Source organism: Actinomadura sp. 3N407, from assembly GCF_052245875.1.
Classification (GTDB): Bacteria; Actinomycetota; Actinomycetes; order Streptosporangiales; family Streptosporangiaceae; genus Spirillospora.
In genome coordinates, this window is record NZ_JBQQBP010000014.1 from 140,379 (window position 1) to 164,135 (window position 23,757).

Consider the following 23,757-nt stretch of genomic DNA (forward strand, 5'->3'; position numbering starts at 1 on the left):
CCAAGCCGTCCTGGCCCAAGGCGTCCTGGCCCAAGGCGTCCTCACCCGAGCAGCCGCCTAGCCCGGCCCTTCTGGAACACGACGGTCAGGGGAACGCGAGCCCGATGCCCTTGCGGTCGCTGGTGTACCGGGCGTTCCACACGTAAAGCTGCAGGTCTCCGGCGGAGACGTCATCGTTGACCGGGAGGTCGGAGGCGATCCGCACCACGTACGAGGCGCCCGCCGGGATCATCATGGTGCCGTTCTCGTCGATGGGGGGCTTCGACCCGTCGACCCGGGCGGTGATCTCGCTGTGGTTGGGGAGCGTGCACATGTCGTCGGGGATGCCCGCCTGCGGCATGCACCGCTCCTGCGCGGACGCCGGAACCTGCGCCTTCGGCATGAACAGGTCCACGGGATAGTCCAGCAGGACGGGCCGCCGCTGGCTGTTGGCGAGGACGTAGTCCGCGTAGGCGTACGTCGTCCCCGACGGTGGGGGCTCGGTGGCGCCGAGGGGCCGCCCGTCCGTTCCGGCCTTCACGGCGGCGAGGCTGTAGCCGTAGCCCTCCGGGGTGGTGAAGCCGACCGGGGGGCCGGTCTCGGGGGCGGGCACCGACGATTTCACCGGCGCGGCGCTGCCCTGACCGGCCAGCGTCGGCCGGGCGGCCTCCCCGCCCGGGTCGCCGCCCGGCCGGACGACCACGATGACGGTGGCCACCGCGGCGATGCCGACGGCCCCGGTGAGGGCTCCGGCGAGCCCGAGCCTCCCCGCGTTGCGCTTCTTCCTCCGGTGGTTCGTACGGTACGGCTGGTAGCTGTTGGACATGGTTCTGCGTGCTCCCTTGGGCCACTCCAGGCTCGGTAAGCGTGTCCCGTCTCAAGGAGTCAGACACGATACCGGACGCCCGGATCGGCGGCGTTCCAGGTCACGGGGTTACGAGCCGCGCGCGACGAGGGCGTCGCGGCCCAATCCCCGTAGGGAGGCGTCCAGCACCTGCGCGGTGTGCGCGACCGCGATGCCGGCGCCGCGCCGGCGCAGCGCGGTGGCGATCTGCATGGAGCAGCCGGGGTTGGCTGCGACCAGTAGTTCGGCTTGGGTGGCGTCCACGTTCACCGCCTTCCGGTCGCCGAGTTCTCCGGCGGCCTCCGGCTGGAACAGGTTATAGGTCCCGGCGGAACCGCAGCAGATGTCGGGTTCGGCGATCTCCCGGACGGTCAGCTCCGGGATCGCGGCCAGCAGCGCCCGGGGCTGGCCGCGGATGCCCTGCGCGTGGGCCAGATGGCACGCGTCGTGGTAGGCGACCGTGACCGGTAGTGGTCGCCGTTCCGCGCGGGGCCCGAGTTCCACGAGGTACTCCGCGAGGTCCCGGGTCTTCGCCGACAGCGCCTCCGCCCGCCGCGCCCAGGCGGGATCGTCCGCCAGCAGCGCCCGGTACTCCTTCATCGCGGACCCGCAGCCCGCGGAGTTCACCACGATGACGTCGACGGATTCGAAGGTCTCGACCGTCCGGCGGGCGAACGCGCGGGCCTCCTCCTCGCGGCCGGAATGCATGGACAGCGCCCCGCAGCAGCCCTGTTGGCCGGGGATGAGCACGTCGCAGCCTTCGAGGGCCAGAACACGGGCGGTGGCCGCGTTGACACCGGGGAAGAACTCGCTCTGCACGCAGCCGGTCAGCATCCCGACCGTGGCGCGGTGTTCACCACGGGCGGCGACCCGTTCCGGCAGCCTCGGCGCCTTGCCGAGAGGCGGCGCGAGCCGTTCCATCGCGGCGACCGACGGCGAGATGCGTTCCAGGACGCCGCTGCGCCGGACGAGCCGTTCCAGACCCGACTTCTGGTACGCGCGCAGAGGGCCGCGCAGAGCACGGAGCCTGCGCTTGTACGGGAACAGCTGGAAGACCATCTCCCGTATGGCGCGCTCCTTGAGCGAACGTGGATGTTCGCGTTCGACGTCGGCCCGGGTCATCTCGATGAGCCGGTCGTACTGCACGCCGGACGGGCAGGACGTCACGCAGGCCATGCATCCAAGGCAGGCGTCGAAGTGCCCGACCATCGCGTCGCTGAGCGGTTCTCCCTCCGCGTGCTGCTGCATGAGGTGGATGCGGCCTCTGGGCGAGTCCATCTCCTCGCCCCACAGCACGTACGTCGGGCACGTCGGCAGGCAGAAACCGCAGTGCACGCAGTCGCTGAGCAGTTTCGGCAGGTCGTCCTGGGCGCTCATCAGATACCTCCAACGAAACGGCCGGGGGACAGCCGGTGGTCCGGGTCGAACTGGTCCTTCACACGCCGCATCAGCGTGAGCGCCGGGATCGGACCCGACACGTCGATGCCGGCGCGCACCTCTTCGGGTGCGTAACGGACGACGGCGCCGCCGCGGTGCCGGGTCAGCACGTCCCGCAGGCGGCCCAGGACGTCGGCGGCGTCATCGGGCGACGACTCGGCGGGGAGACCCACATGGCCGTGCCCGCTGCCGCTCCATGTGGCGGCGGCGTCCGGGCCGAGGACGGTGAGAAGGTCGCGGAGCGCGGGCGGCGGGGCGGTGACGTCGATGAGGGTGGTGCCGTCCGGATACCGTCCCCAGCCGTCCGGCGCGGTCTCGGCTATCGAGGCGTTCTCGCCGAGGAGTTCCGCGGTCTGCCGAGCGCGCGCGGCGACGCCCTCCGGGACGCCCTCCAGGAGGACCACGACCGTCCCCGGCGCGATGTATTCGACCGCGCTGGGCGCCACAGGAGAATGGAGGACGGTCTGGACGGCATCGTGCGCGTCCTCGGGCCCGTTCACTGCGCACGTCACATAGGCGAGGGCCGCGGGGACGGGGTGCAGGCGGAAGGTGGCCTCCACGATCAGGCCGAGGGTCCCGTACGAGCCGCAGAAGAGCCGCCCCAGGTCGTATCCGGCGACGTTCTTGACGACCTTGCCGCCCGACCGCGCGATCTGACCGTCCGCCCGGACGATCGTGAGCCCGATGACCAGATTGCGGGGCGTCCCGTACAGCGAGCGGAGCGGACCGGACGCGCCAGTGGCGATCGTCCCGCCGACGGTGGAACCCGGCAGGGGGACATCGAGGGCGAGCCGCTGGCCGCGTTCGGCGAGTTCCTCGCCGAGCCGCTCCATCGGCAGGCCCGCCTCCACCTTCGCGACCAGATCCCCTGCGGCGTGCTCGATGAGACCGTCTAGGCGATGGGTGTCGACGAGCAGATCGCACCGCTCCGGTGGCGTCCCCCAGTCCAGGCGGGTTTCGGCGCCACGCGGGACGACGGCCAGACCCTTCTCGGCGGCGACGCGCATGATGTCGGCGGCCTCGGCCAGGTTCTTCGGCGCGGCGACGAGGGCGGGCTCGACACCGAGCACGCCCTCCGCCGGCTCACCGGGCCGGACATCGCCGCAGACCTTCGCCAAGGCGTCCAGGGGCCGCATCAGAAGAGGTCCGCCTTTCCTTCGTATGGGTGGGGGCCCTTGCGCACGCCCGGCACCTCGCCGCACAGGCGCGGTGTGGGGAACACCTTGCCCGGGTTGCACAGCCCCACGGGATCGAATCCGCAGCGGACCATCTGCATGGTGTCCAGATCGGTTTCGGTGAACATGCGCGGCATGTAACGGGACTTGTCGACGCCGACGCCGTGCTCACCAGTGATGGAACCGCCGTGCTCGATGCACAGGTCGAGGATCGCGCCCGACACGGCCTCCGCGCGTTCCTCCGCGCCCTCCTCCGCGTCGTCGAACAGCACCAGCGGATGCAGGTTGCCGTCGCCCGCGTGGAAAACGTTCGCGACCCGCACCCCCGACTCGGCCGACAGCGCGTCGATGCTCGCCAGGACCCGCGGCAGCGCCGTCCGCGGGATGACGCCGTCCTGGACGAGGTAGGCGGGGCTGATCCGGCCGACCGCGGCGAACGCGGACTTGCGTCCCTTCCAGATCAGCGCCCTCTCCTCGTCGTCGGCGGCGATGCGGATCTCGAACGCGCCCGCGTCCCGGCACAGCCGCTCGACGTCGGCGAACTGGGACGCGACCTCCGGTTCCGGGCCGTCCAGCTCCACGATCAGCACCGAACCGGCGCCCGGCGGATACTCGCAGCGCACCGCGGCCTCCGCCGCCTCGATCGACAGCGCGTCCATCATCTCGATCGCCGCCGGGACGACGCCCGCGCCGATGATCGCCGACACCGCGGCGCCGCCGGCCTCGATCGAGTCGAACGCCGCCAGCAGCGTCTGCACGGTCTCCGGTACCCGCGTGAGCCGCACCGTGATCTTGGTGGTGATGCCGAGGGTGCCCTCCGCCCCGACGAACACGCCCAGCAGGTCGTAGCCCGGCGTGTCGGCCGACAGTTCGGCCAGCTCGCCGTCCGGTGTGACGACCTCGCAGGCCAGCACGTGATGCGCGGTGAACCCGTACTTCAGGCAGTGCGCGCCGCCGGAGTTCTCCGCCACGTTCCCGCCGACCGAGCAGATCTGCTGGCTCGACGGGTCGGGCGCGAAGTAGTACCCGTACGGGCGGACGGCCCGCGTCACGTCCAGGTTGATCACGCCGGGCTCCACCACGGCCCGCTGCCCCGGAATGTCGATCTCCAGGATCCGGCGCATCCGGGACGTGACGATCAGGACGCCGTCCGTGCGGGGCAGCGCCCCTCCGGACAGGCCCGTCCCCGACCCGCGCGCCACGTACGGCACCCCGGCCGCCGCGCACTCGCGCACGACCGCGGCGACCTGCTCGGCGGTGCCGGGCAGCACGACCACACCGGGCGTCGCGCGGTGGTTGGTCAGCCCGTCGCACTCGTACGTGCGCAGCCGCACCGGGTCGGTGACGACACCGTCCGCCCCGACGAGCGTCTCCAGCCGCGCTCCGAGCGCCTTGAGCGTGGATTCCATCATGTCCACCATCCTCCCGCGCCCGAACCCACCGCAAGATCGAGCCGGACGACCCGTGGCCGCCCGGCTCGGGGCCGGTCGTCCGGGTTCTACGGGAACTGCTGGTAAGCGGGGGTGGTGAGGAATTCAGAATACTCGTCGGCGAGGGTGACTTCCTTGAAGAGCGTCACGGCCTGGTCGTAGCGGGGCTCGTTGTAGGCGTCGCCCAGCTCGGCCCGGATCTTGGCCAGTTCCTCGTCCAGCAGCCTTTCGACGAGCTCCTTGGTGACCTGCGGGCCGTCCTTGAGCTGGACGCCGTTGTAGATCCACTGCCACACCTGGGAGCGGGAGATCTCGGCGGTCGCGGCGTCCTCCATCAGGTTGTGGATCGCGACCGCGCCGGCGCCGTCCAGCCAGGTGGCGAGGTAGCGCAGCGCCACGTCGATGTTGGTGCGCAGGCCGGTCTCGGTGATGTCGCCGGGGGTGGCCTTGATGTTGAGCAGGTCGGCGGCCGAGACCTCGACGTCCTCGCGGAGCCGGTCGCGCTGGTTCGGCCTGTCGCCGAGGACGCCGTCGAAGATCTCCCGGCAGATGGGGACGAGGTCGGGGTGGGCGACCCAGGAGCCGTCGAAGCCGTCGCCGGACTCGCGGGTCTTGTCGGCCCGGACCTTCTCCAGGGCGATCTTGTTGACCTCCTCGTCGCGGCGGGACGGGATGAACGCCGCCATCCCGCCGATCGCGTGCGCGCCGCGCTTGTGGCACGTCCGGACGAGCAGCTCGGTGTAGGCCCGCATGAACGGGGCGGTCATCGTGATCGCGTTCCGCTCGGGGAGGACGAAGTCCGCGCCCCGGTCCCGGAACTTCTTGATCACAGAGAAGAGGTAGTCCCAGCGGCCGGCGTTCAGGCCTGCGGAGTGGTCGCGCAGTTCGTAGAGGATCTCCTCCATCTCGAACGCGGCCGGGATCGTCTCGATCAGCACGGTCGCGCGGATGGTGCCGCGCGGGATGCCCAGGTGGTCCTGGGCGAGGTTGAACGCGTCGTTCCAGAGCCGCGCCTCAAGGCGGCTCTCCATCTTCGGCAGGTAGTAGTAGGGGCCCTTGCCCTTGTCGAGCTGCCGGCGGGCCGAGTGGAAGAAGTACAGCCCGAAGTCGAACAGGGAGCCGGACATGGGCTCGCCGTCGATGAGGAGGTGCTTCTCCTCCATATGCCAGCCGCGCGGCCGGACGACGATGGTCGCGAGTTCCCCGTCGGCCTTGAGGGCGTAGGACTTGCCGCTCTTGGCGTCGGTGAAGTCGATGGTGCGGTCCAGGGCGTCCCGCAGGTTGAGCTGCCCCTCGATCATGTTGTCCCACAGCGGCGTGTTGGCGTCCTCGAAGTCGGCCAGCCACACCTTGGCGCCCGAGTTGAGCGCGTTGATGGTCATCTTCCGGTCCGTCGGGCCGGTGATCTCGACGCGGCGGTCCTCCAGGCCGGGCGCGGCCTCCGCGACCCGCCAGGAGTCGTCGGCCCGGATGCCGGCGGTCTCGGACGGGAAGTCCAGCGTCCCGCCCTCGGAGAGCCCGCGCTGGCGCTCGGCCCGCGCCTCCAGCAACTCCTTGCGCCGCGCGCCGAACTCGCGCTGAAGGGCGGCGAGCAGGCCGAGCGCCTCGGGGGTCAGGATCTCCTCGTACCGCTCGCCGAGGGGTCCGGTGACCTCGATGCCTTCAAGTTCAGCCATCAGCCTGCCCTTTCGTATCGCGAAATTCCACTTCTGTTAGGTGGAGAATGTTACGTGCCGGTACTGACCTCGGTCAAAGCGGGTCCCCTTCGCACCTCCCCGCGCGCGCTCGCGTCAACCCACGCCGATAAGCACGTGACCACCGTGGACGGTGCGTGAGACGATCGCCGGGAAGATACGGCCGCGACGCGGCGTTCTACTGAGGACATATGACTCAACCTTTCTCTGCAGACCAGACCCAGAATCCGGACGAGTTCGAGAACCGTGACGAGGCCGAGTTCGAGCCCATGACGGGCGAACTCGACCTCGAGGACCGGCGGGCACTGCGGCGCGTCGCGGGCCTGTCCACCGAGCTGACCGACGTCACCGAGGTCGAGTACCGCGCCCTCCGGCTGGAGCGCGTCGTCCTCGTGGGCGTCTGGACGGAGGGAACGGCCGAGACGGCCGAGAACTCCCTGCGCGAGCTGGCACTCCTCGCCGAGACCGCCGGCTCGGAGGTCCTCGAAGGCCTCGTCCAGCGCCGTACCCGTCCCGACCCGGCCACCTACATCGGCTCCGGCAAGGCCGCGGAGCTGCGCGACACCGTCATCTCCACCGGCGCCGACACCGTCATCTGCGACGGCGAGCTGGCCCCGAGCCAGCTGCGGCACCTGGAGGAGACCGTCCAGGTCAAGGTGATCGACCGGACCGCGCTGATCCTGGACATCTTCGCCCAGCACGCCAAGAGCCGCGAAGGCAAGGCGCAGGTCGAGCTAGCGCAGCTCAACTACCTGCTGCCGCGGCTGCGCGGCTGGGGCGGCAACCTGTCCCGGCAGGTCGGCGGCCGCGCCGCCGGCGGCATCGGCATCGGCGGGCGCGGACCCGGCGAGACCAAGATCGAGCTGGACCGGCGGCGGATCCGCACCCGGATGGCCAAGCTGCGCCGGCAGATCGAGGGCATGTCCAAGGCCCGCGACACCAAGCGCGGCGAACGCCGCCGCCACGCGGTGCCCGCCGTCGCCATCGCCGGCTACACCAACGCGGGCAAGTCGTCCCTGCTCAACCGGCTGACCGGCGCCGGGGTGCTGGTGGAGAACGCGCTGTTCGCCACCCTCGACCCCACCGTCCGGCGCGCCGAGACGGCCGGCGGCCGCGCCTACACCCTGGCCGACACCGTCGGGTTCGTCCGGCACCTGCCGCACCAGCTCATCGAGGCGTTCCGCTCGACGCTGGAGGAGGTCACCGACGCCGGGCTGATCCTGCACGTCGTGGACGGCTCCGACGCCGACCCCGAGGCGCAGATCGACGCCGTCCGCGAGGTGCTGCGCGAGATCGACGCCGACGAGATCCCCGAGATCATCGTCATCAACAAGGCCGACGCCGCCGACGACCTCGCGATCGCCCGCCTCCAGCGCCGGGAGCCGCACAGCGTCGTCGTGTCCGCCCGCACCGGGTTCGGCATGGAGGAGCTGCGCGCGGCCATCGAGGCGGACCTGCCCGGGCTGGAGAGCGAACTGCACGCCCTCGTGCCCTACGAGCGCGGCGACCTCGTCGCGCAGGTGCACGAGCGCGGCGAGATCCTCAAGCAGGAGCACCTGGCCGAGGGCACCATGCTCCACGTCAGGGTCCCGGCCGACCTCGCCGGCGAGCTGTCCCGGTACGAGGCCGTCACCCCGAGCGTCTGACGATCCCGCCGGGCCACGCCGCCCGGCGGGATTTCGGGTGTTGAGGGGGTTTCGGCTCGGTTCGGACGGTGTTCGGACGCGTCTGGAAGCCGCCCCCGGGCCCATCCTGGTCGCCGAACGGTGACAGCTTGTCCAATCGGCTTGACGGTCCGGTTGAAATCCGTACGGTCGTAGAGCTAGGGGCGGGGTGATGGCTGTCGATGCGCTACGACCAGAGGTTGTCGGACGGGCCTTCAGTGCACTACCGTGACGAAACCGATATCTCCGGTCTCGTGCCAGTGGTGGTCGCCCGACCACCCGACCCGCCAACGGTGAGTCGCCGGCACCCAGTCGGCGTTTCGGATCGAGAGCAGGTGGCCACTCATGAAAGATCCAAGCGCCGGAACGAGAACAGGTGCCCGCCTCGACTTCACGGCAGGTCCGGCCACCGGAGCGAGGGCGGTCGGCCCGCACCAGCGCCCCACGGCGACCGGAACCGCGCTGACGCGCGCATGGCACCAACCAGGCCGGTGACGCCATGACCGTACGGCTGTTGACGAACATCGGCAGGCTCTGGACGGGCACCGACGTCTGCAGCAACGCCGCGGTGCTCATCCACGACGACCGGATCGTCTGGGCCGGGCCCGCCTCCGACCTCCCGCAGCGCGTCCCCGGCATCATCGACGACATCGTCGACGTCGACCACGTGGAGAACCTGGGCGGAGGCCTGGTCACGCCAGGGCTCATCGACGCCCACTCCCACCCCGTGTACGCGGGCAACCGGTGGGCCGAACTCGCCATGCGCACCAGCGGCTCGTCCCACTCCGCCATCACCGCCGCGGGCGGCGGCGTCAACTCCACCGTGACCGTCACCCGGGGCACCGACCCCTGGACGCTCTGCAACGGCGTCCGCGAACGGCTCCGCCAGTGGATCCTCGCCGGGACGACCACCGTCGAGGCCAAGACCGGATACCACCTCACCCGCGACGGTGAACTCGCCGACATCCGGATGCTGCGCTCGCTCGAAGGCGAACCTTCCATGCCGCGCATCCACGCCACGTTCCTGGCCGCGCACATCCTGCCGCCGGAGTTCTTCGGCCGCCGCCGCGACTACATCGAGGCCGTCCGGCTGTGGGCCGGGGACGCCGCCGTGGCCGGCGCCGATTCCATCGACGTCTACTGCGACGAGGGCCACTTCACCGCCGAAGAGGCACGCGCCCTCCTGCTCACCGGGAAGCGGGCCGGCCTGAAGGCCAGGATGCACGCCTGCGCCAACGAGCGCATCGGCGCCGCCCAGGTCGCCGCCGAAGTCGGCTGCGCCTCCGCCGACCTGCTCACCCAGGCCAACGACGACGACATCAAGGCCCTCGCGCACGCCGGCGTCACCGCCACCGTCTGCCCCGGCAGCGGCCTCAACAGCAGCCGCGCCCCGGCGCCCGTCCGGCAGATGCTCGACCGCGGCGTCACCGTCGCCCTCGGCACCGACCACAACCCCGGCCAGTGCGGCATCACGTCCATGCCCCTCGTCATCGGGCTGTCGGTCGCCATGTTCGGCCTCAGCGTCACCGAGGCCCTGCGCGCCGCCACCCTCGGCGGCGCGGCCGCCCTCCGCGTCGGCGACCGCGGCTCCCTCGCCCCCGGCATGCTCGCCGACATCGTCCTCTGGGACGCCGACCACGAAGGTGCGTTCGCCTGGGCGTTCGGCCTCCGCGCCCTGCGCATCTGGCGCGGCGGAGTCCCCGTCCAGCCCTGACGCACCGTCCCGGCGGCGGGTAGTGTCCTGCCATGGGCAGCGCGGTCGCGGTCGTCACCGATTCCACCGCCTACCTTCCGGCGGGGTTCGCCGACCGGCACGGGCTGACCATCGTCCCCCTGCAGATCGCCGTCGGCGGCGTCACGCGGGACGAAGGCGACATCGGCACCGCCGAGGCCGCCCAGGCGCTCAAGGAATGGCACCCCATCACCACGTCCCGCCCCGCCCCCGAGCGGTTCGCCGACACCTACCAGGCCGCCGCGGACTCCGGTGCCCGCGAAATCGTCTCGATCCACCTCTCAGCCGCCCTGTCCGGGACGGTGGCCGCGGCCCGGCTCGCCGCCGAAGCCGCCCCCGTGCCCGTACGGGTCATCGACAGCGGAACCCTCGGGATGGGCCTCGGGTTCGCCGCCCTCTCCGCCGCGGCCACCGCCATGTCCGGCGGAACCGCCGACCAGGTCGCGGACGCCGCCGCACGCCGCGCCGAACTCACCCGGTCCCTCATCTGCGTCGACACCCTCGAACACCTGCGCCGGGGCGGCCGCATCGGCGCCGCGGCCACCCTCCTCGGCTCCGCGCTGATGGTGAAGCCGCTCCTCGACATCCGGGACGGGCGGATCGCGCCGCTGGAAAAGGTCCGCACGTCCTCCCGCGCGCTGGCCCGGCTGGAGGAACTCGCCGTCGCCGAAGCCGGGGACCGCCGCGTCGACCTGGGCGTCCAGCACCTGGCCGCCGCGTCCCGCGCCGAATCCCTCGCCGCCCGCCTCCGCGAACGCATCCCGCACGTCGAGGACGTCTACGTCGGCGAGGTCGGCCCCGTCATCGGCGCCCACGTCGGCCCCGGCATGCTCGGCGTCGTCGTGGCGCCCCAACTGTGACCACACGCCGGTTCCGGCCGCCGATTCCGTCCGGATGAGTAGCGGGCGACCGCGCCACCCCCGCCACCACCGCCCCGGACCGTGGCGCCTCCGGATGACGTCCATCTGCTCGTCGCCCCCAAGCCTTGGCGGCCGCAGTGATCCGCTGACCCAGAGTTATCCACAGTCGGCGAAGCGCTCACGGCCGGATACGGGCCCCGCTTAGCGTCAGTCGGCATGAAACCCGACCCACGGGACCGCCTGCAGACCCTGATGGGCCGCCTGCGGCCTCCCGATACACCGCCCGCCGCCCGCTTACGCGCGACACCCGAACGCTCGAACGTCCGCGTCCTCGTCCTGATCGGCGTGGTCGCCGCCCTGGTGGCCGCCGGCTATCTGTGGCTGGCCCGCCCGCGTCCGCACGAGACCGCGGCCCCCGCCGCGGTCGCCACCCTCACCGGCGCGCGGCCCGCCACGTCCCAGAGCCCGGTGACGGCCTCGCCCTCGGTGGTGGTGCACGTCCTCGGCAAGGTCGAGCATCCCGGAGTGATCACCTTGCCGCCCGGTTCCCGCGTCGCCGAGGCGATCAAGGCGGCCGGCGGGGTGCGCGAGGGCGCGAAGACCGGCCCGCTGAACCTCGCCCGCAAGGTGATGGACGGCGAACAGATCCCGGTGGGCGTCCCCCGTCCCACACCACCCCCCGGCGCCGCGCCCCCGCCTGGCGCCCCGCCCCCGCCCGGCGCGTCCGCCGCGCCCGGCGCCCCGCTGAACCTCAACACCGCGACCCCCGACCAGCTGGACGATCTCCCCGGTGTCGGGCCCGTCCTCGCCGGACGCATCGTCGACTACCGCACCCAGCACGGCGGCTTCCGCTCGATCGAGCAGCTCCAGGACGTCAGCGGCATCGGCGCCCGCCGTTACGCCGACCTGAAGCCCCTGGTCCGCGTATGACCCATGACCTGCGCCTGCTGGCCCCGGCCCTCGCCACCTGGATCACGGCCGCCGCCGCCATCGGCCTCCCCCCGGCCCTTTCCTATGCACTGGCAGCCATCACCGCCCTCACAGCCCTCTACCTCCTGGCCCCCCGCCCCAGCCCGGCCAAGCGCCTCCCATGGCGCTCCCCGAGAGCCACAGAGCACCGACTCCGAGGCGCCCCGACCACCAGCGCCCACCAGGAACCGGGGTCTACTTCGCAGGGGTCGCTGGCTTCGCGGTCATGGGGAGGCGGTGCGGGATCGATGGACGCCCGTTTGGCGGACGTCCGGGGGACCGGTGCCGGGCGGGCACCGGGCGCTGCTCCGCAGGGGGCGCTGGCTTCGCGGTCGTGGCGGGGCGGTGCGGGACCGGTCGACGCCCGTTTGGCGGACGTCCGGGGCACCGGCGCCGGCCGGGCACCGGGCTCCGCACTCCGAGGGTGGGTGCCGCCCCGGCCGTGGCGGTCCAGGGCTAGGCCGGCGGGCGCCCGTCTCGCGGACGGGCCGGGTGACCGTTCCGGCCGAGGAGCGGGCTCTGCGGGTGGCCGGTGGAAGGGTGGGGTGTCGCGGCGGAGGCTGGCCGGGGTCGTCCTCGTGTGCGCCGCCGCGTCGTCGATGGGAGTGGCGTTGCGTGCCACGGCCGTCGGCACCGGACCGGTTCGGGACCTCGCCGGCCATGGCCGTTCCGCGACGGCGGAGGCGGTCGTGACGGGCGATCCCCGGGCGAAACCGGGCGACGGGCGACGGATGATCATTCTCAGAGCCCGGGTGGAGCAGGTCCCGCGGGCCGAGGTCCGTGTTCCCGTACTGCTGATCGCGAGCGATCGCCGCTGGCTCGGCCTGGTGCCCAGCCAGCGGGTGCGCCTCCACGGCACGTTCGTGACGCCCAGGGGCGCCGACCTGCTCGCCGCGGTCGTGATCGTGCGCGGCCCGCCCGCCGTGCTCGGGCCGCCGTCCACGATCCAGCGCGCCGCCGAGCACGTGCGGGCGCGGCTGCGGGCCGCGGTGGCGCGGCTCCCGCCCGACCAGCGCGGCGTCCTGCCCGGCATGGTCGTCGGCGACACCTCCCGGCTCGACCCGGCGCTCGCCGGCGACTTCCGCGCCGCCGGGCTCACCCACCTGCTCGTCGTGTCCGGCGCGAACCTCGCGATCGTCATCGGCGCCGTCCTCGGCCTCTGCCGCCTGCTCGGCCTCGGACGGCGGCGCGCCCCACCCGTCGCCGTCCTCGCGGTGCTCGCGTTCGTCGTGGTCGCGCGCCCGGAGCCGAGCGTCCTGCGGGCGACCGTCATGGGTCTCATCGGCCTGCTCGCGCTGGTCACCGGACGGCAACGCCAGGGCCTGCCGGCCCTCGCCGCCGCCGTCCTCCTCCTCGTCCTGATCGATCCCGAACTCGCGCGCTCGTACGGATTCGCGCTGTCGGTCCTGGCGACCGCCGGCCTGCTCGTCCTGGCACCGCCGTGGCGGGAGCGGCTCGCCCGCCGGCTGCCCGGCCCCCTCGCCGACGCCCTCGCCGTCGCGGCGGCCGCCCAGGTCGCCGTCGCCCCCGTCCTGGTCATGCTCTCGGGTGAAATAGGCGTCGTCGCGGTGTTCGCGAACCTGCTGGCGGCTCCCGCCGTCGCGCCCGCCACCCTCCTGGGCGCGCTCGGCGCCGTCACCGCGCTCCTCTCATTGCCCCTGGCCCAGGTGATCGTGTGGCCGGCGGGCCTGGCCGTCGGCTGGATCATCCGCGTCGCCCGCACCGCCGCCGCGCTGCCCTATGCCACGATCCCGTGGACGAGCGGCGGCCTGGGCGCGATGACGATCCTCCTGGCCGCCGGGATCGCCGTCCTGGTCCTGCGGAGCCGCCGGCTGCGCCTGCTCATGGCCGCCGCCTTGAGCGGAGTCCTGATCGCCGTCATCGCCATGCGCGTGACGGCCCCGGGCTGGCCGCCGCCCGGCTGGCAGATGGTCGCCTGCGACGTGGGCCAGGGCGACGGCCTCGTGCTGTCCACCGGCCCCGGCCAGGCGGTCGTCGTCGACACCGGCCCCGACCCGGCTCTGATCGACCGGTGCCTACGGCGCCTGCACGTCAAGGACGTCCCGCTGCTCATCCTGACCCACCCGCACGCCGACCACATCAACGGCACGTCCGGTGTCCGGAACGGCCGCAACGTCCACGAGATCCTGACGACGTCGCGCACCTCCGGCCGTGAGGCACGCCTCGCCCCCGGCCTTCCCACCCGCCGCGCCCAGGCGGGCCAGCAGTGGCGTATCGGCGACCTGACACTCTCGATCCTCGCCCCGCGGGCCACCGGCCCCGCCCTCTCATTCGAGGACGACGGCAGCACGATCAACAACGCGAGCGTGGTCCTCGTCGCCCGCAGACCCGGCTTCAGCGCCCTCCTGGCAGGCGACATCGAAGAGGACGTGCAACGCGCCCTGGAGACGGCCGTCCCTCCCGTCCAGGTGCTCAAGGTTCCGCACCACGGCTCCCGCAGCCAGGCCCCTGGATTCCTGGCCGCCGCCCACGCCTCCGTCTCGCTGATCTCGGTCGGCGAGGACAACGACTACGGCCACCCGTCCCCGGCGACCCTCAGACTCCTGCAACGCCTCGGCACGCAGATTCACCGCACCGACCAGGAAGGAGACGTGGCAATAGCCCGCACCAGGACCGGGATAGCAGCCGTCCCCCGCCACTGACCGCCCCGCCGCCCCCAACCCAGACGAGCCACGCGAAACGACGGCCCGACCTTAAGCGACCCGATTCCCACCGCGAAGGATGCGATTCTAGGCGAGATCGTGGGGTCGGCTCGGTCGTCCGCTTAGGCGGGGCGGGGCCGGGCGTGGCATGCTGCTGGGGTGTCGGTTGAGCCCATCATCCTGGTCGTCGGTGACGAAGAGCTGCTCGTGGATCGGGCGATCGCGGAGGTCGTCGCGTCCGTGCGGGCGAACGACCCGGAGGCCGAGGTGATCGACCTCGGGCCGGGCGGGCTGGAGCCCGGGCGGATCGCGGAGCTGACGTCGCCGTCGCTGTTCGGCGACGGGAAGGTGCTCGTGCTGCGGTCCGCGCAGGACCTCGGGAAGGACCTGACGGCCGAGGTGCTCGCCTACGCCGGGACGCCCGCGGACGAAGTGGTGCTCATCGCCGCCCACCACGGCGGGGCCAAGGGGAAGGCGCTGGTGGACGGGCTGACCAAGCTCAAGGCGCGCAAGATCTCTTGCCCGAAGGTCACCAAGATGGGGGAGCGGGTCGACTTCGTCCGGGCCGAGATCCGCCGGGCGGGCGGGAAGATCTCGGCGGACGGGGCCCGGGGGCTGGTCGACGCGGTCGGGAACGACCTGCGTGAGCTGGCGGCGGCCTGCAGCCAGCTGGTCGCCGACACCGGAGGCAAGGTCGACGATGCCGCCGTGGCGCGGTACTACCGGGGCCGCGCCGAGGTGGGCGGATTCACGGTGGCGGACAAGGCCATCGAGGGGCAGCTCGCCGATGCGCTGGAGCAGCTCAGGTGGGCGCTCGCGACCGGCGTGGCGCCGGTGCTGATCGTCAGCGCGCTCGCCCAGGGTGTCCGGGGGCTGGCGAAGGTCGGTGGCGCGCCCCGAGGCGCGCGCGGTGCGGCGCTGGCGAAGGAACTCGGCATGCCGCCGTGGAAGATCGACCGCGTGCAGAGGCAGCTGCGGGCCTGGTCGGGGGACGGGGTCGCGCGGGCGCTCGCGGCGGTCGCCGAGGCCGACGAGCAGGTCAAGGGCGGCGCCGCCGACCCCGCCTACGCGCTGGAGAAGACCGTCGCCGCGATCGTCGCCGCCCGCGGCTGACCCACCGCCCGATCTCCGCGCGGCCGCGCCCGACAAGGTCCGCGAACACGCCCTCGTCCGGGCGCCGACGGGCGAACACGACGCGAGCCCGACGACGGCAATCGGCACGGCGGCGTGGTGGGACGCTGGTCGCGGCAGTGTGGCAACTGCCGAGGGCGGTGGTACGGGAGGCCGGATGACCTGGGCGAGGTGCTGGGCGCGGTGGTGTGGCAACTGCCGGTGTGGTGGTGCGTGGGGGCGGATGGGTTGGCCGGGTGGTGTGGCGGGTGGAGTGGCGGGTGCTGGGGGCGCGGTGTGTGGGCGGGTGAGTTGGGTGTTCGAGGGGTGGTGGTCAGGGGTGTTCGGCCTTGGTTTTCAGGCCGTTGGCCTCCATGGTCACGTAGCGGCGGGTGAGGCGGCCCGTGAGGATTGAGATGAGGGGGGCCAGGGGGCCTTTCTGGTCGAGGGTCAGGCGGACGGTGACGGTGCCGTCGGGCTTGGGGACGATTTCGTGGACGGCGACGGTGGTGACGCCGGGGGAGCGGGACTCCCAGGTGAAGGTCTTGTTCTCCTCGAACGCGGTGACCGTCCAGACGGCGGCGGGGAGCTTGGGCTGGTGGGCGCGGGCCCGGCTGGACAGGGTGAAGGGTTCGTCGAGGAGTTCGACGCGGTCGACGGAGGCCGTCATGTCGGGCCAGTGTTCGACGTCGATCAGGAGGTTCCAGACGGTCTCGGGGGTGGCGTCGGCGTCGACGGCGATGTCGAAGTGCACGGTTCTCTCCTCAGCGCGGTGCGGATCGCGGACAGCAGCCCGGTGACCAGGGGGTCATCGGCGCGGGCGGGGAGGTGGAGGGCGTAGTAGGGGACGGCGGGCAGGTCGATGATCTCGCGTGTGACCAGTCCGGGGGGCGGAGCGACACAGCCGTTCACGACGGCGAGGCCGACGCGGAGGGACACGAAGTGCAGGAGCAGTGGCCAGCCTTCGGCCTCGACGGCGAGTGACCACGGCACGTCGGCGGCGCGGAGGGCGCGTTCGAGGGTGACGCGGTGGGGACCGGTGGGCGGCGGGACGACCAGGGCGGTGCCCGCGAGGTCGGCGAGGGTGAGGCTCGCCTTGCCGGTCAGGGGATGGTCGTCCGGCATGACGAGGACCTGCGGGTAGGAGGCCAGGAGCACCGCTTCCACGTCGGCGGGCAGGACGTCCAGGACCGCGACGCCGAGATCGGCGCGGCCGGTGCGGACGGCGGTGAGGGTCCTGGCCCGGTCGCCGTTGATCAGCCGCATGCCGGGGTGGACGACGTCGCCGAGCAGGTAGAGGTAGGCGCCTTCGCCGGCGGCGAGGGCGGGGACGCGGGTGGGTGCGGTGCCGTGGACGTCGGCGAGGAACGCGGTCACGCGGGCGTCGAGGTCACGGGCGAAGCGGGCGACCTGCTCGCCGGCGGGGGTCAGGGCGAGGCGGCGCCCGTGCCTGGTGTAGAGGGGACGGCCGAGGGTTTCGGTGAGTTTCCGCACCTTGACGTGGAGGGCGGGCTGGGAGATGTGGAGGTCTTCGGCGGCCCGGGTGAAGTTGAGGTGGTCGGCGAAGACGGCGAACGAGGCGAGCGCGTCTGTGGAGAGGCGTCCCAGATCCATAGTTGGTGACTATAGCTAGACGCGTTGTTAATAGTTCTGTTTTAGGGCTGTGGGTTCGAGAGTTGACGCATGAACATCGAACCTCGGCTCGGCGTCGATTTCGGCCGGGTCATTCACGGGGGGCCGCTGGCCCCCGGCGACGACGACACCGTGTTCCTCGACGGGAGTTTCGAGGAGGCCCTCGCCTCACCCGCGAACGAGGGCGTGTACGAGGTGCTGCCGGGGCTGATCGAGGACTTCGGCGGACGGGCCTGGATCATCTCCAAGTGCGGCGACCGGGTGCGGAGGCGGACACTGGCGTGGCTCGACCACCACGACTTCTACGCGCGGACGCGTCTGCCCAGGGAGAACGTCCGGTTCTGCCGGAAGCGGGCGGATAAGGCTCGGCATTGCGCGGACCTCGGGATCACCCACATGATCGATGACCGGCTGGACGTGCACCGGGCCATCCGGGAGATCGTCCCCTACCGGTATCTGTTCGGGCCGCAGGAGGGGCCCGGATGGGTGCGGCACGTCCCGGACTGGGCGGCCGCCGAGGTCATTCGCGCAGATATTCCGGCGGGACGAGGCCGACCAGCCACACGCCGTTCGCGCTGACGCGGAACTCGTGCCCGTCGGCGGCCATCCGCCCGGCCTGGACGACCAGGATGACGGGTTCGCCGCGGCGGGCACCGACGCGCCGGGCCGTCTCACGGTCGGGGGACAGGTGGACGGCGTGCCGCCCCATCGGCAGGAGGCCGTCGCGCAGGATCGATTCCACGGAGCGGCCCACGGTGCCGTGGTAGAGGAATTCCGGCGGGGACGCCGAAGGCAGGTCCAGGTCGACCTGGATCGAGTGGCCCTGCGCGGCCCGGATCCGGTTGCCGTCGAGGACGTAGCGCTTCTTGTCGTTGACCGCGACGACGTGTTCGAGTTCAGCGCGGGTGAACGGGAAATCGTGACGGGCGGCGGCCGCGAGCAGTTCGGTGACGTCGGCCCACCCTCCGGAATCGAGCGTGAGGCCGATCCGTTCGGGCCGGTGCCGCAGATGCTTCGCGAGATATTTGGAGATCGTCACCGCGCGCCGCTCGTCCATGGACATGCGTCGGGGCCGGCGCGCCATGGCCGGCCCCGGTGCGTGCGGCGCTTACTTCGCCTGCAGCGCGGCGGCGCGCTTGGCGATCGCCGACTTGCGGTTGGCGGCCTGGTTCTTGTGGATGACGCCCTTGCTGACGGCCTTGTCCAGCTTGCGCGCGGCGTGACGCTGCGCGGTGGCGGCGTCCTCGAGGTTGCCGGTGTCGGCGGCCTCGCGGAACTTGCGGATCGCCGTCTTCAGCTCGGACTTGACCGCCTTGTTGCGCAGGCGGGCCTTCTCGTTCTGCTTGTTGCGCTTGATCTGGGACTTGATATTAGCCACGTCGGTAGTGCCTCAGCTTGGTCGCGATCCTCGCCTGCTCAGCCGCAGGCTCTGACGAAATGTCTGAACGGGGGCGGACGGTACCCCCCGGGGCACGACGCTACGCCACACGCAGTCGCACAGCCTACCAATCACCGGGGCCCGCCCCAAACCGGGCCGTGCACTGAGCATCGCGAAGGGCATGGGACCATGGGACGTACACATGTCCTTGCCCATCGACTGAGTTTTTGTGAACGGACCCCGGTGCCAGCGCCTGACAAGACCGATCCCGCGATCATCCGCAATTTCTGCATCATCGCGCACATCGACCATGGCAAGTCGACGCTCGCGGACCGGATGCTGCAGCTGACCGGTGTGGTCGAGGGGCGCCAGATGCGCGCCCAGTACCTCGACCGCATGGACATCGAGCGCGAGCGCGGCATCACGATCAAGAGCCAGGCCGTCCGGCTGCCGTGGACGTCCGGCGGCCGCGACCACGTCCTCAACCTGATCGACACCCCGGGGCACGTCGACTTCTCCTACGAGGTGTCGCGGTCGCTCGCGGCGTGCGAGGGCGCGGTCCTGCTGGTGGACGCGGCACAGGGCATCGAGGCGCAGACCCTGGCCAACCTGTATCTGGCGCTTGAGGCGGACCTGCACCTGATCCCCGTCCTCAACAAGATCGACCTGCCGGCGGCGCAGCCGGACAAGTACGCCGAGGAGCTGGCCGGGATCATCGGCTGCGAACCGTCGGACGTGCTGCGCGTTTCGGGCAAGACCGGCGAGGGCGTCCGCGAGCTGCTCGACAAGATCGTCGCCGAGGTCCCGGCGCCGGTCGGCGACCCCGACGGCCCCGCCCGCGCGCTGATCTTCGACTCGGTGTACGACACCTACCGCGGCGTAGTGACCTACATCCGGATCATGGACGGGCGGCTGTCGCGGCGCGAGAAGAGCCTGATGATGTCGACCGGGACCGCGCACGAGACCCTGGAGGTCGGCGTGATCGCCCCGGAGCCGAAGCCGGTGCAGGGCCTCGGCGTCGGCGAGGTCGGCTATCTGATCACCGGAGTGAAGGACGTCCGGCAGGCGCGGGTCGGCGACACCGTGACCGGCGCGTCGCGGCAGGCGCCCCAGGCGCTCGGCGGCTACCGGGACCCGAAGCCGATGGTGTTCTCCGGCCTGTACCCGATGGACGGCGACCAGTACCCGGAGCTGCGCGACGCGCTCGACAAGCTGCAGCTGAACGACGCCGCGCTGGTCTACGAGCCGGAGACGTCGGCGGCGCTCGGGTTCGGGTTCCGCTGCGGGTTCCTCGGGCTGCTGCACATGGAGATCGTCCGGGAGCGGCTGGAGCGCGAGTTCGGCCTCTCGCTGATCTCCACCGCGCCGAACGTCGTGTACCGCGTGGTCATGGAGGACGGGACGGAGCACGCCGTCACCAATCCCAGCGAGTTCCCCGAGGGCAAGATCGGCACGGTGCACGAGCCGGTGGTGCGGGCGACGCTGCTGTCCCCGTCCGAGCACATCGGCGCGATCATGGAGCTGTGCCAGGGCCGCCGCGGGGTGCTGCTCGGCATGGACTACCTGTCGGAGGAACGCGTCGAGATCCGCTACACGCTGCCGCTCGCCGAGATCATCTTCGATTTCTTCGACCAGCTGAAGTCGCGGACCCGCGGGTACGCCTCGCTGGACTACGAGCCCAGCGGGGAGCAGGAGTCCGATCTGGTGAAGGTCGACATCCTGCTGCAGGGCGAGTCGGTGGACGCGTTCAGCCAGATCGTCCACCGCGACAAGTCGCGCGAGTACGGGCTGATGATGACGTCCAAGCTCAAGGAGCTCATCCCGCGGCAGCAGTACGAGGTGCCCATCCAGGCGGCGATCGGCGCCCGGATCATCTCCCGTGAGAACATCCGCGCCATCCGCAAGGACGTCCTCGCCAAGTGCTACGGCGGCGACATCTCCCGCAAGCGCAAGCTGCTGGAGAGGCAGAAGGAGGGCAAGAAGCGGATGAAGACCATCGGGCGGGTGGACGTCCCGCAGGAGGCCTTCGTCGCGGCGCTGTCCACCGGGGGCGGCGGCGAGACCGCGGACAAGGGCCGCAAGTAACCCGGCCTCACGCCGGGCCACTTCGGCACGGGCCTATTTCTTCAGCAGGGGCCAGGCGACGACGGGCGGCACCCGCCGGAACTCGCCGCGGTTGGCGGCCCTTCCCGCGTAGACGAGGAAGAACATCACGGCGGCCGTGAAGAACAGCGGCAGCCAGATGAGCACCTCGACGGCCAGGGACAGCAGCCCGCCGGCGATCCACACGGCGATGGCCGCGAGACCCATGTTGAGGCCCTGCGCGGCGTGCCGGCGGACGAACGGCGAGCGTGCCTTGCCGACGTAGACGATGGCCGGCGCGATCGCGCCGATGAGGAACTGGCCCACGTACGCCATGAGCGACCACGTCTTCTCCTCATGGGAGACGGGGCCGTAATGGCCGGGTATCTGGGCGGTGCCTCCGCCCTGCTGCTGGGGCTGCTGCTGCCAGGCCGGACCAGCCTGCTGCTGCGGCGGCTGCTGAGGCTGCTGCCAGACGTTTCCAGGCTGCTGCCACGGGGACTGCGGCTGCCCCTGGCCGGGCGACGGGGGAGGCCCGTAGGCCATGGCGAAAGTCCTCTCCTAGTTCGCTCTGCGCGTTCGCTGTGCGACCTATTGGCGAAGTGTATGACTCCTAGGACGCGCCCGGAGTCCGCAGGGGTTCCCGCTTCCCCCTGCCCCGTGGCCGTTTCGCGCCACCGGGCGGCGGTCAGGCCAGTCCAGGACGCCAGAGGACGGCCGACGGCTTCTCCCGGGTGAGCGTCACCGACCCCCGCCATTCGATGGACGACGGCTGCGGGAGATACGACTCGTCCAGGAAGAACCCCCGGTTGATCGACGTGACCGTGGCCGGTGCACCGTTGTCGCCGAGCCCCGTCGGGCGGCGGAGCGCCTCGATGACCGCGACGTCGGACACCGTCGTCCCCTCCGGCAGTTCGACGGTGGTGGCGACGGCGCCGTCCCGGTCGATCGACCAGGCGGGCCGGTCGTGGTCGGAGCGGTAGAGCGTCGACGGATCGGACCTGAGCCGGACGCCGAGCGCCACACCGGGCACCGAGCCCCACGCGTCCGCCGCCCCGGTCGACTTGGCGAACTCGGCGAACAGGTACGCGCGCTGGTCGCCGACCTCCCGCGTCGCCGGATCGGACGGGCTCTCGATCTTCCCCTCGCGCACCATCTCCTGGGCCGCGACACGGTAGGTCCACGGTTCACGGTCCATGACGGCCTCGCGGGCGCGCCCGTCCGGCCGCGTCCCGGACGCGTCGAGCAGGAAGCGCAGCGGCGGGTCCGGCGAGATGACGTCGCACATGTTGTTGTTCTGCGTGCACGTCTGCAGCACCGGATGGTCGCCCTCGAAACGGCCGGTGAACTGGAACGTCAGGTGCAGCGGCGCCTGGTAGACGGCGGTGCCGTCCACGCGCCGCCCGGACGCGTCCACCTCGACCCGGTACACCCACTCGATGTCGGTCGTGCGGCCCCAGCGGGCCATCAGCGCGGGCGTGTCGGTGCCGCCGTCCTCGTTGCTCCACACCATCGAGTACTCGATGGTCCGGTGCCCGGGAGTGCCGGCGGGCCGCGTCTCATGCCAGGCGACCAGCGGGGTGTCGGTGGTGGCGTTCTGGTAAGGGTCGCCGAACGGCCATCCCGTCCGCCCGACGACGATGGGCGCGTGACGCAGGACCGTCGCGTCCGCGGCGGGCATCCGGACGCGGGCGCCCCCGAGGGTGACGCGGCGGGCGGCCGGGGCGCTGCCCTCGGCGAACCGCAACGTCACCTCGTGCGCGCCCTCCCGGACGTGCCCGAGACCGAAGCTCCGGGCCACCGGGTCGGACGACGGGACGACGGCGTCGGTCACATGGCGTCCGTCCACCGCGATCGACACGACGGCGGACTCGGCGCCCTCACGGCCCCACGAGACACCGGGGGCGGACGCGGCGAAGGAGATCACGGCCTCCCCGTCCCGCGCCGCGGTGAACGACAGCGACCGGGCGGGACCACCGCGCTCGACGGTGATCGTGCCGCGCTGAGCGGCGGAGGCGGGGGAGACGGGGGAGACGGCGACGGTGAGGGGAGCGCCGGCGAGGGCGGCGCCGGTCAAGGCGAGCACGGCATGACGCGCACGGCTTCTCATGATCGGCGAATCTAGACCGGCCGGGTCGCGATCCGGTGACGCCCCGGTCCCCCGTGGGTGTCGGGTTCGTATCCGTCAGGCCCGCGTCTGGAGCGGCCTCCACAGCGGCGCCAGCGCGGCCGGCGGCCGCAGGGACACGCCGGTGAACCGCTCCGCGGCGGCGCCCGCCGCGTCGGGCTCGTAAAGGGTGAGGCCCGACACGGCGAGACGGGCCGTCCGCCCCCGCCGCACGACCTCGTGCCCGAGCTCGCCCAGCAGCGCGACCACGTCCTCCGCGGGCTCGTCGAGCAGGTCGACGCCGTCGAACCGCAGACGCATCTCGGGGTTCCCGCTCCATCCGGACGGCCGCGTCGCGCAGATCTCGGCGAGCCGCTCCACACCGTCCTCGCCCCGGCCGGTGGACAGCGCCAGCATCCCGCGCCCGACCCGGACGCTGCGGTGACCCGCCCACCCGCACAGGAACGACGACTTCGGCGGGCGGGTGCCGCAGCGCTCGGCGACCGCGGCGAGGGTCGTCCAGGCGTCCGGGGCGCGCGTGGAGAACAGCAGGCTCGCGTCCGGCAGAAGCGCCCCGCGCCCCGGCTCCAGCGTGATCACGAACGGCGCCACCTGGCCGGGGAACCGCGCCGGGTCCGCCTCCCGCAGCGTGACGAGCCCCTCCCACGTGACGGGCTCGTCCACCGCGAACCAGGTGATGACCGTCTCGACGCCCAGATCGCGGAACGTCGCGTCGGTCAGCCGCTCCGCGACCACTTCCCGCAGCCCTTCGGCCGTCTCCGAAAGCCTCCGCCGCCACCACGCCGGCTCCGGCCCGGACCCGGCGCCCGTCTGCCAGCGCGTGCCCGCCCCGGCGAACTCCGAACGCCGCTCGGTGCCCGAGGCGTCCACCACCACGTAGTGCCAGCCGTCCGGCTCCCCGCACAGCACCACCCGCGCGGGCGCCGTGTTCATTGCTGCGCTTATGGCACTGCCCTCCTCCTTCGGGCCTGGCGGCCCTC

General features: G+C 72.1%; 20 protein-coding genes. 8 read left to right on the top strand and 12 right to left on the bottom strand.

The features are described 5' to 3' along the window. Positions 1-85 precede the first annotated feature (85 nt). The 5 genes from ACTWPP_RS30975 to aceB all read right to left on the bottom strand — a co-directional run bounded on the left by ACTWPP_RS30975 (position 86) and on the right by aceB (position 6,541). Positions 86-805 (bottom strand): hypothetical protein, encoded by a 720-nt coding sequence (locus ACTWPP_RS30975; protein WP_443107910.1) that lies wholly within the window; start codon positions 803-805, stop codon positions 86-88. A gap of 108 nt (positions 806-913) precedes the next feature. Beyond that, positions 914-2,200, bottom strand: a complete 1,287-nt coding sequence (locus tag ACTWPP_RS30980) for a (Fe-S)-binding protein (protein ID WP_443107911.1) — start codon at positions 2,198-2,200, stop codon at positions 914-916. Then, the gene (locus ACTWPP_RS30985; protein WP_443107912.1) at positions 2,200-3,396 is read right to left on the bottom strand and encodes an FAD-binding oxidoreductase; all 1,197 of its coding nucleotides are present in this window, start codon (positions 3,394-3,396) and stop codon (positions 2,200-2,202) included. The genes ACTWPP_RS30980 and ACTWPP_RS30985 overlap by 1 nt, the downstream gene beginning before the upstream one ends. Continuing rightward, entirely contained in the window at positions 3,396-4,847 is a 1,452-nt protein-coding gene (locus ACTWPP_RS30990; RefSeq protein WP_443107913.1) for an FAD-linked oxidase C-terminal domain-containing protein, read from the bottom strand. Before ACTWPP_RS30990 ends, ACTWPP_RS30985 begins: the two co-directional genes overlap by 1 nt. Before the next feature lie 86 nt (positions 4,848-4,933). Beyond that, positions 4,934-6,541, bottom strand: a complete 1,608-nt coding sequence (gene aceB, locus ACTWPP_RS30995) for a malate synthase A (RefSeq protein ID WP_443107914.1) — start codon at positions 6,539-6,541, stop codon at positions 4,934-4,936. A gap of 209 nt (positions 6,542-6,750) precedes the next feature. On the opposite strand from aceB, the gene hflX reads away from it, so the two are divergent. From hflX to holA, 6 genes are all read left to right on the top strand, one after another. Further along, on the top strand, positions 6,751-8,205 hold the full coding sequence (gene hflX, locus ACTWPP_RS31000) for a GTPase HflX (RefSeq protein ID WP_443107915.1): 1,455 nt from the start codon (positions 6,751-6,753) through the stop codon (positions 8,203-8,205). Positions 8,206-8,722: 517 nt separating this feature from the next. Further along, positions 8,723-9,937: an imidazolonepropionase gene (gene hutI, locus ACTWPP_RS31005; RefSeq protein ID WP_443107916.1), complete on the top strand. Its 1,215-nt coding sequence runs from the start codon at positions 8,723-8,725 to the stop codon at positions 9,935-9,937. Between the two features lie 32 nt (positions 9,938-9,969). Beyond that, complete coding sequence (locus ACTWPP_RS31010; protein ID WP_443107917.1) at positions 9,970-10,815, top strand: DegV family protein; 846 nt, start codon at positions 9,970-9,972, stop codon at positions 10,813-10,815. Positions 10,816-11,031: 216 nt separating this feature from the next. Then, positions 11,032-11,745, top strand: coding sequence for a helix-hairpin-helix domain-containing protein (locus ACTWPP_RS31015; RefSeq protein WP_443107918.1), 714 nt, complete (start codon positions 11,032-11,034; stop codon positions 11,743-11,745). A 584-nt stretch (positions 11,746-12,329) separates the two neighbouring features. Beyond that, a complete protein-coding gene (locus ACTWPP_RS31020; RefSeq protein ID WP_443107919.1) occupies positions 12,330-14,447 on the top strand; it encodes a ComEC/Rec2 family competence protein in 2,118 nt (705 codons plus the stop codon). Positions 14,448-14,606: 159 nt separating this feature from the next. Continuing rightward, positions 14,607-15,560, top strand: a complete 954-nt coding sequence (gene holA, locus ACTWPP_RS31025; RefSeq protein WP_443107920.1) for a DNA polymerase III subunit delta — start codon at positions 14,607-14,609, stop codon at positions 15,558-15,560. Positions 15,561-15,891: 331 nt separating this feature from the next. Here the strand turns inward: holA and ACTWPP_RS31030 are convergent, their stop codons facing one another. Together ACTWPP_RS31030 and ACTWPP_RS31035 are read right to left on the bottom strand one after the other, a co-directional pair. Further along, a complete protein-coding gene (locus ACTWPP_RS31030) occupies positions 15,892-16,311 on the bottom strand; it encodes an SRPBCC family protein (RefSeq protein WP_443107921.1) in 420 nt (139 codons plus the stop codon). Beyond that, positions 16,251-17,171, bottom strand: coding sequence for a LysR family transcriptional regulator (locus tag ACTWPP_RS31035; RefSeq protein WP_443107922.1), 921 nt, complete (start codon positions 17,169-17,171; stop codon positions 16,251-16,253). The genes ACTWPP_RS31030 and ACTWPP_RS31035 overlap by 61 nt, the downstream gene beginning before the upstream one ends. 69 nt (positions 17,172-17,240) lie before the next feature. On the opposite strand from ACTWPP_RS31035, the gene ACTWPP_RS31040 reads away from it, so the two are divergent. Then, positions 17,241-17,768, top strand: coding sequence for a hypothetical protein (locus ACTWPP_RS31040; RefSeq protein WP_443107923.1), 528 nt, complete (start codon positions 17,241-17,243; stop codon positions 17,766-17,768). Here ACTWPP_RS31040 and ACTWPP_RS31045 read toward each other — a convergent pair. Further along, complete coding sequence (locus tag ACTWPP_RS31045; protein WP_443107924.1) at positions 17,710-18,273, bottom strand: RNA 2'-phosphotransferase; 564 nt, start codon at positions 18,271-18,273, stop codon at positions 17,710-17,712. The two genes, ACTWPP_RS31040 and ACTWPP_RS31045, sit on opposite strands and share 59 nt — an antisense overlap. A gap of 24 nt (positions 18,274-18,297) precedes the next feature. Continuing rightward, positions 18,298-18,567: a 30S ribosomal protein S20 gene (gene rpsT, locus ACTWPP_RS31050; protein WP_443107925.1), complete on the bottom strand. Its 270-nt coding sequence runs from the start codon at positions 18,565-18,567 to the stop codon at positions 18,298-18,300. 243 nt (positions 18,568-18,810) lie between these two features. Between rpsT and lepA the strand changes: the two genes are divergently transcribed. After that, positions 18,811-20,652 carry a translation elongation factor 4 gene (gene lepA, locus ACTWPP_RS31055; protein ID WP_443107926.1) on the top strand — a complete coding sequence of 614 codons (1,842 nt, stop codon included), beginning with the start codon at positions 18,811-18,813 and terminating at the stop codon, positions 20,650-20,652. Between the two features lie 33 nt (positions 20,653-20,685). On the opposite strand, the gene ACTWPP_RS31060 is transcribed toward lepA, so the two are convergent. From ACTWPP_RS31060 to ACTWPP_RS31070, 3 genes are all read right to left on the bottom strand, one after another. Further along, positions 20,686-21,195, bottom strand: a complete 510-nt coding sequence (locus tag ACTWPP_RS31060) for a DUF4870 domain-containing protein (RefSeq protein ID WP_443107927.1) — start codon at positions 21,193-21,195, stop codon at positions 20,686-20,688. A gap of 142 nt (positions 21,196-21,337) precedes the next feature. Beyond that, entirely contained in the window at positions 21,338-22,759 is a 1,422-nt protein-coding gene (locus ACTWPP_RS31065) for a hypothetical protein (RefSeq protein ID WP_443107928.1), read from the bottom strand. 75 nt (positions 22,760-22,834) lie between these two features. Then, the gene (locus tag ACTWPP_RS31070; protein ID WP_443107929.1) at positions 22,835-23,710 is read right to left on the bottom strand and encodes a hypothetical protein; all 876 of its coding nucleotides are present in this window, start codon (positions 23,708-23,710) and stop codon (positions 22,835-22,837) included. Positions 23,711-23,757 lie beyond the last annotated feature (47 nt).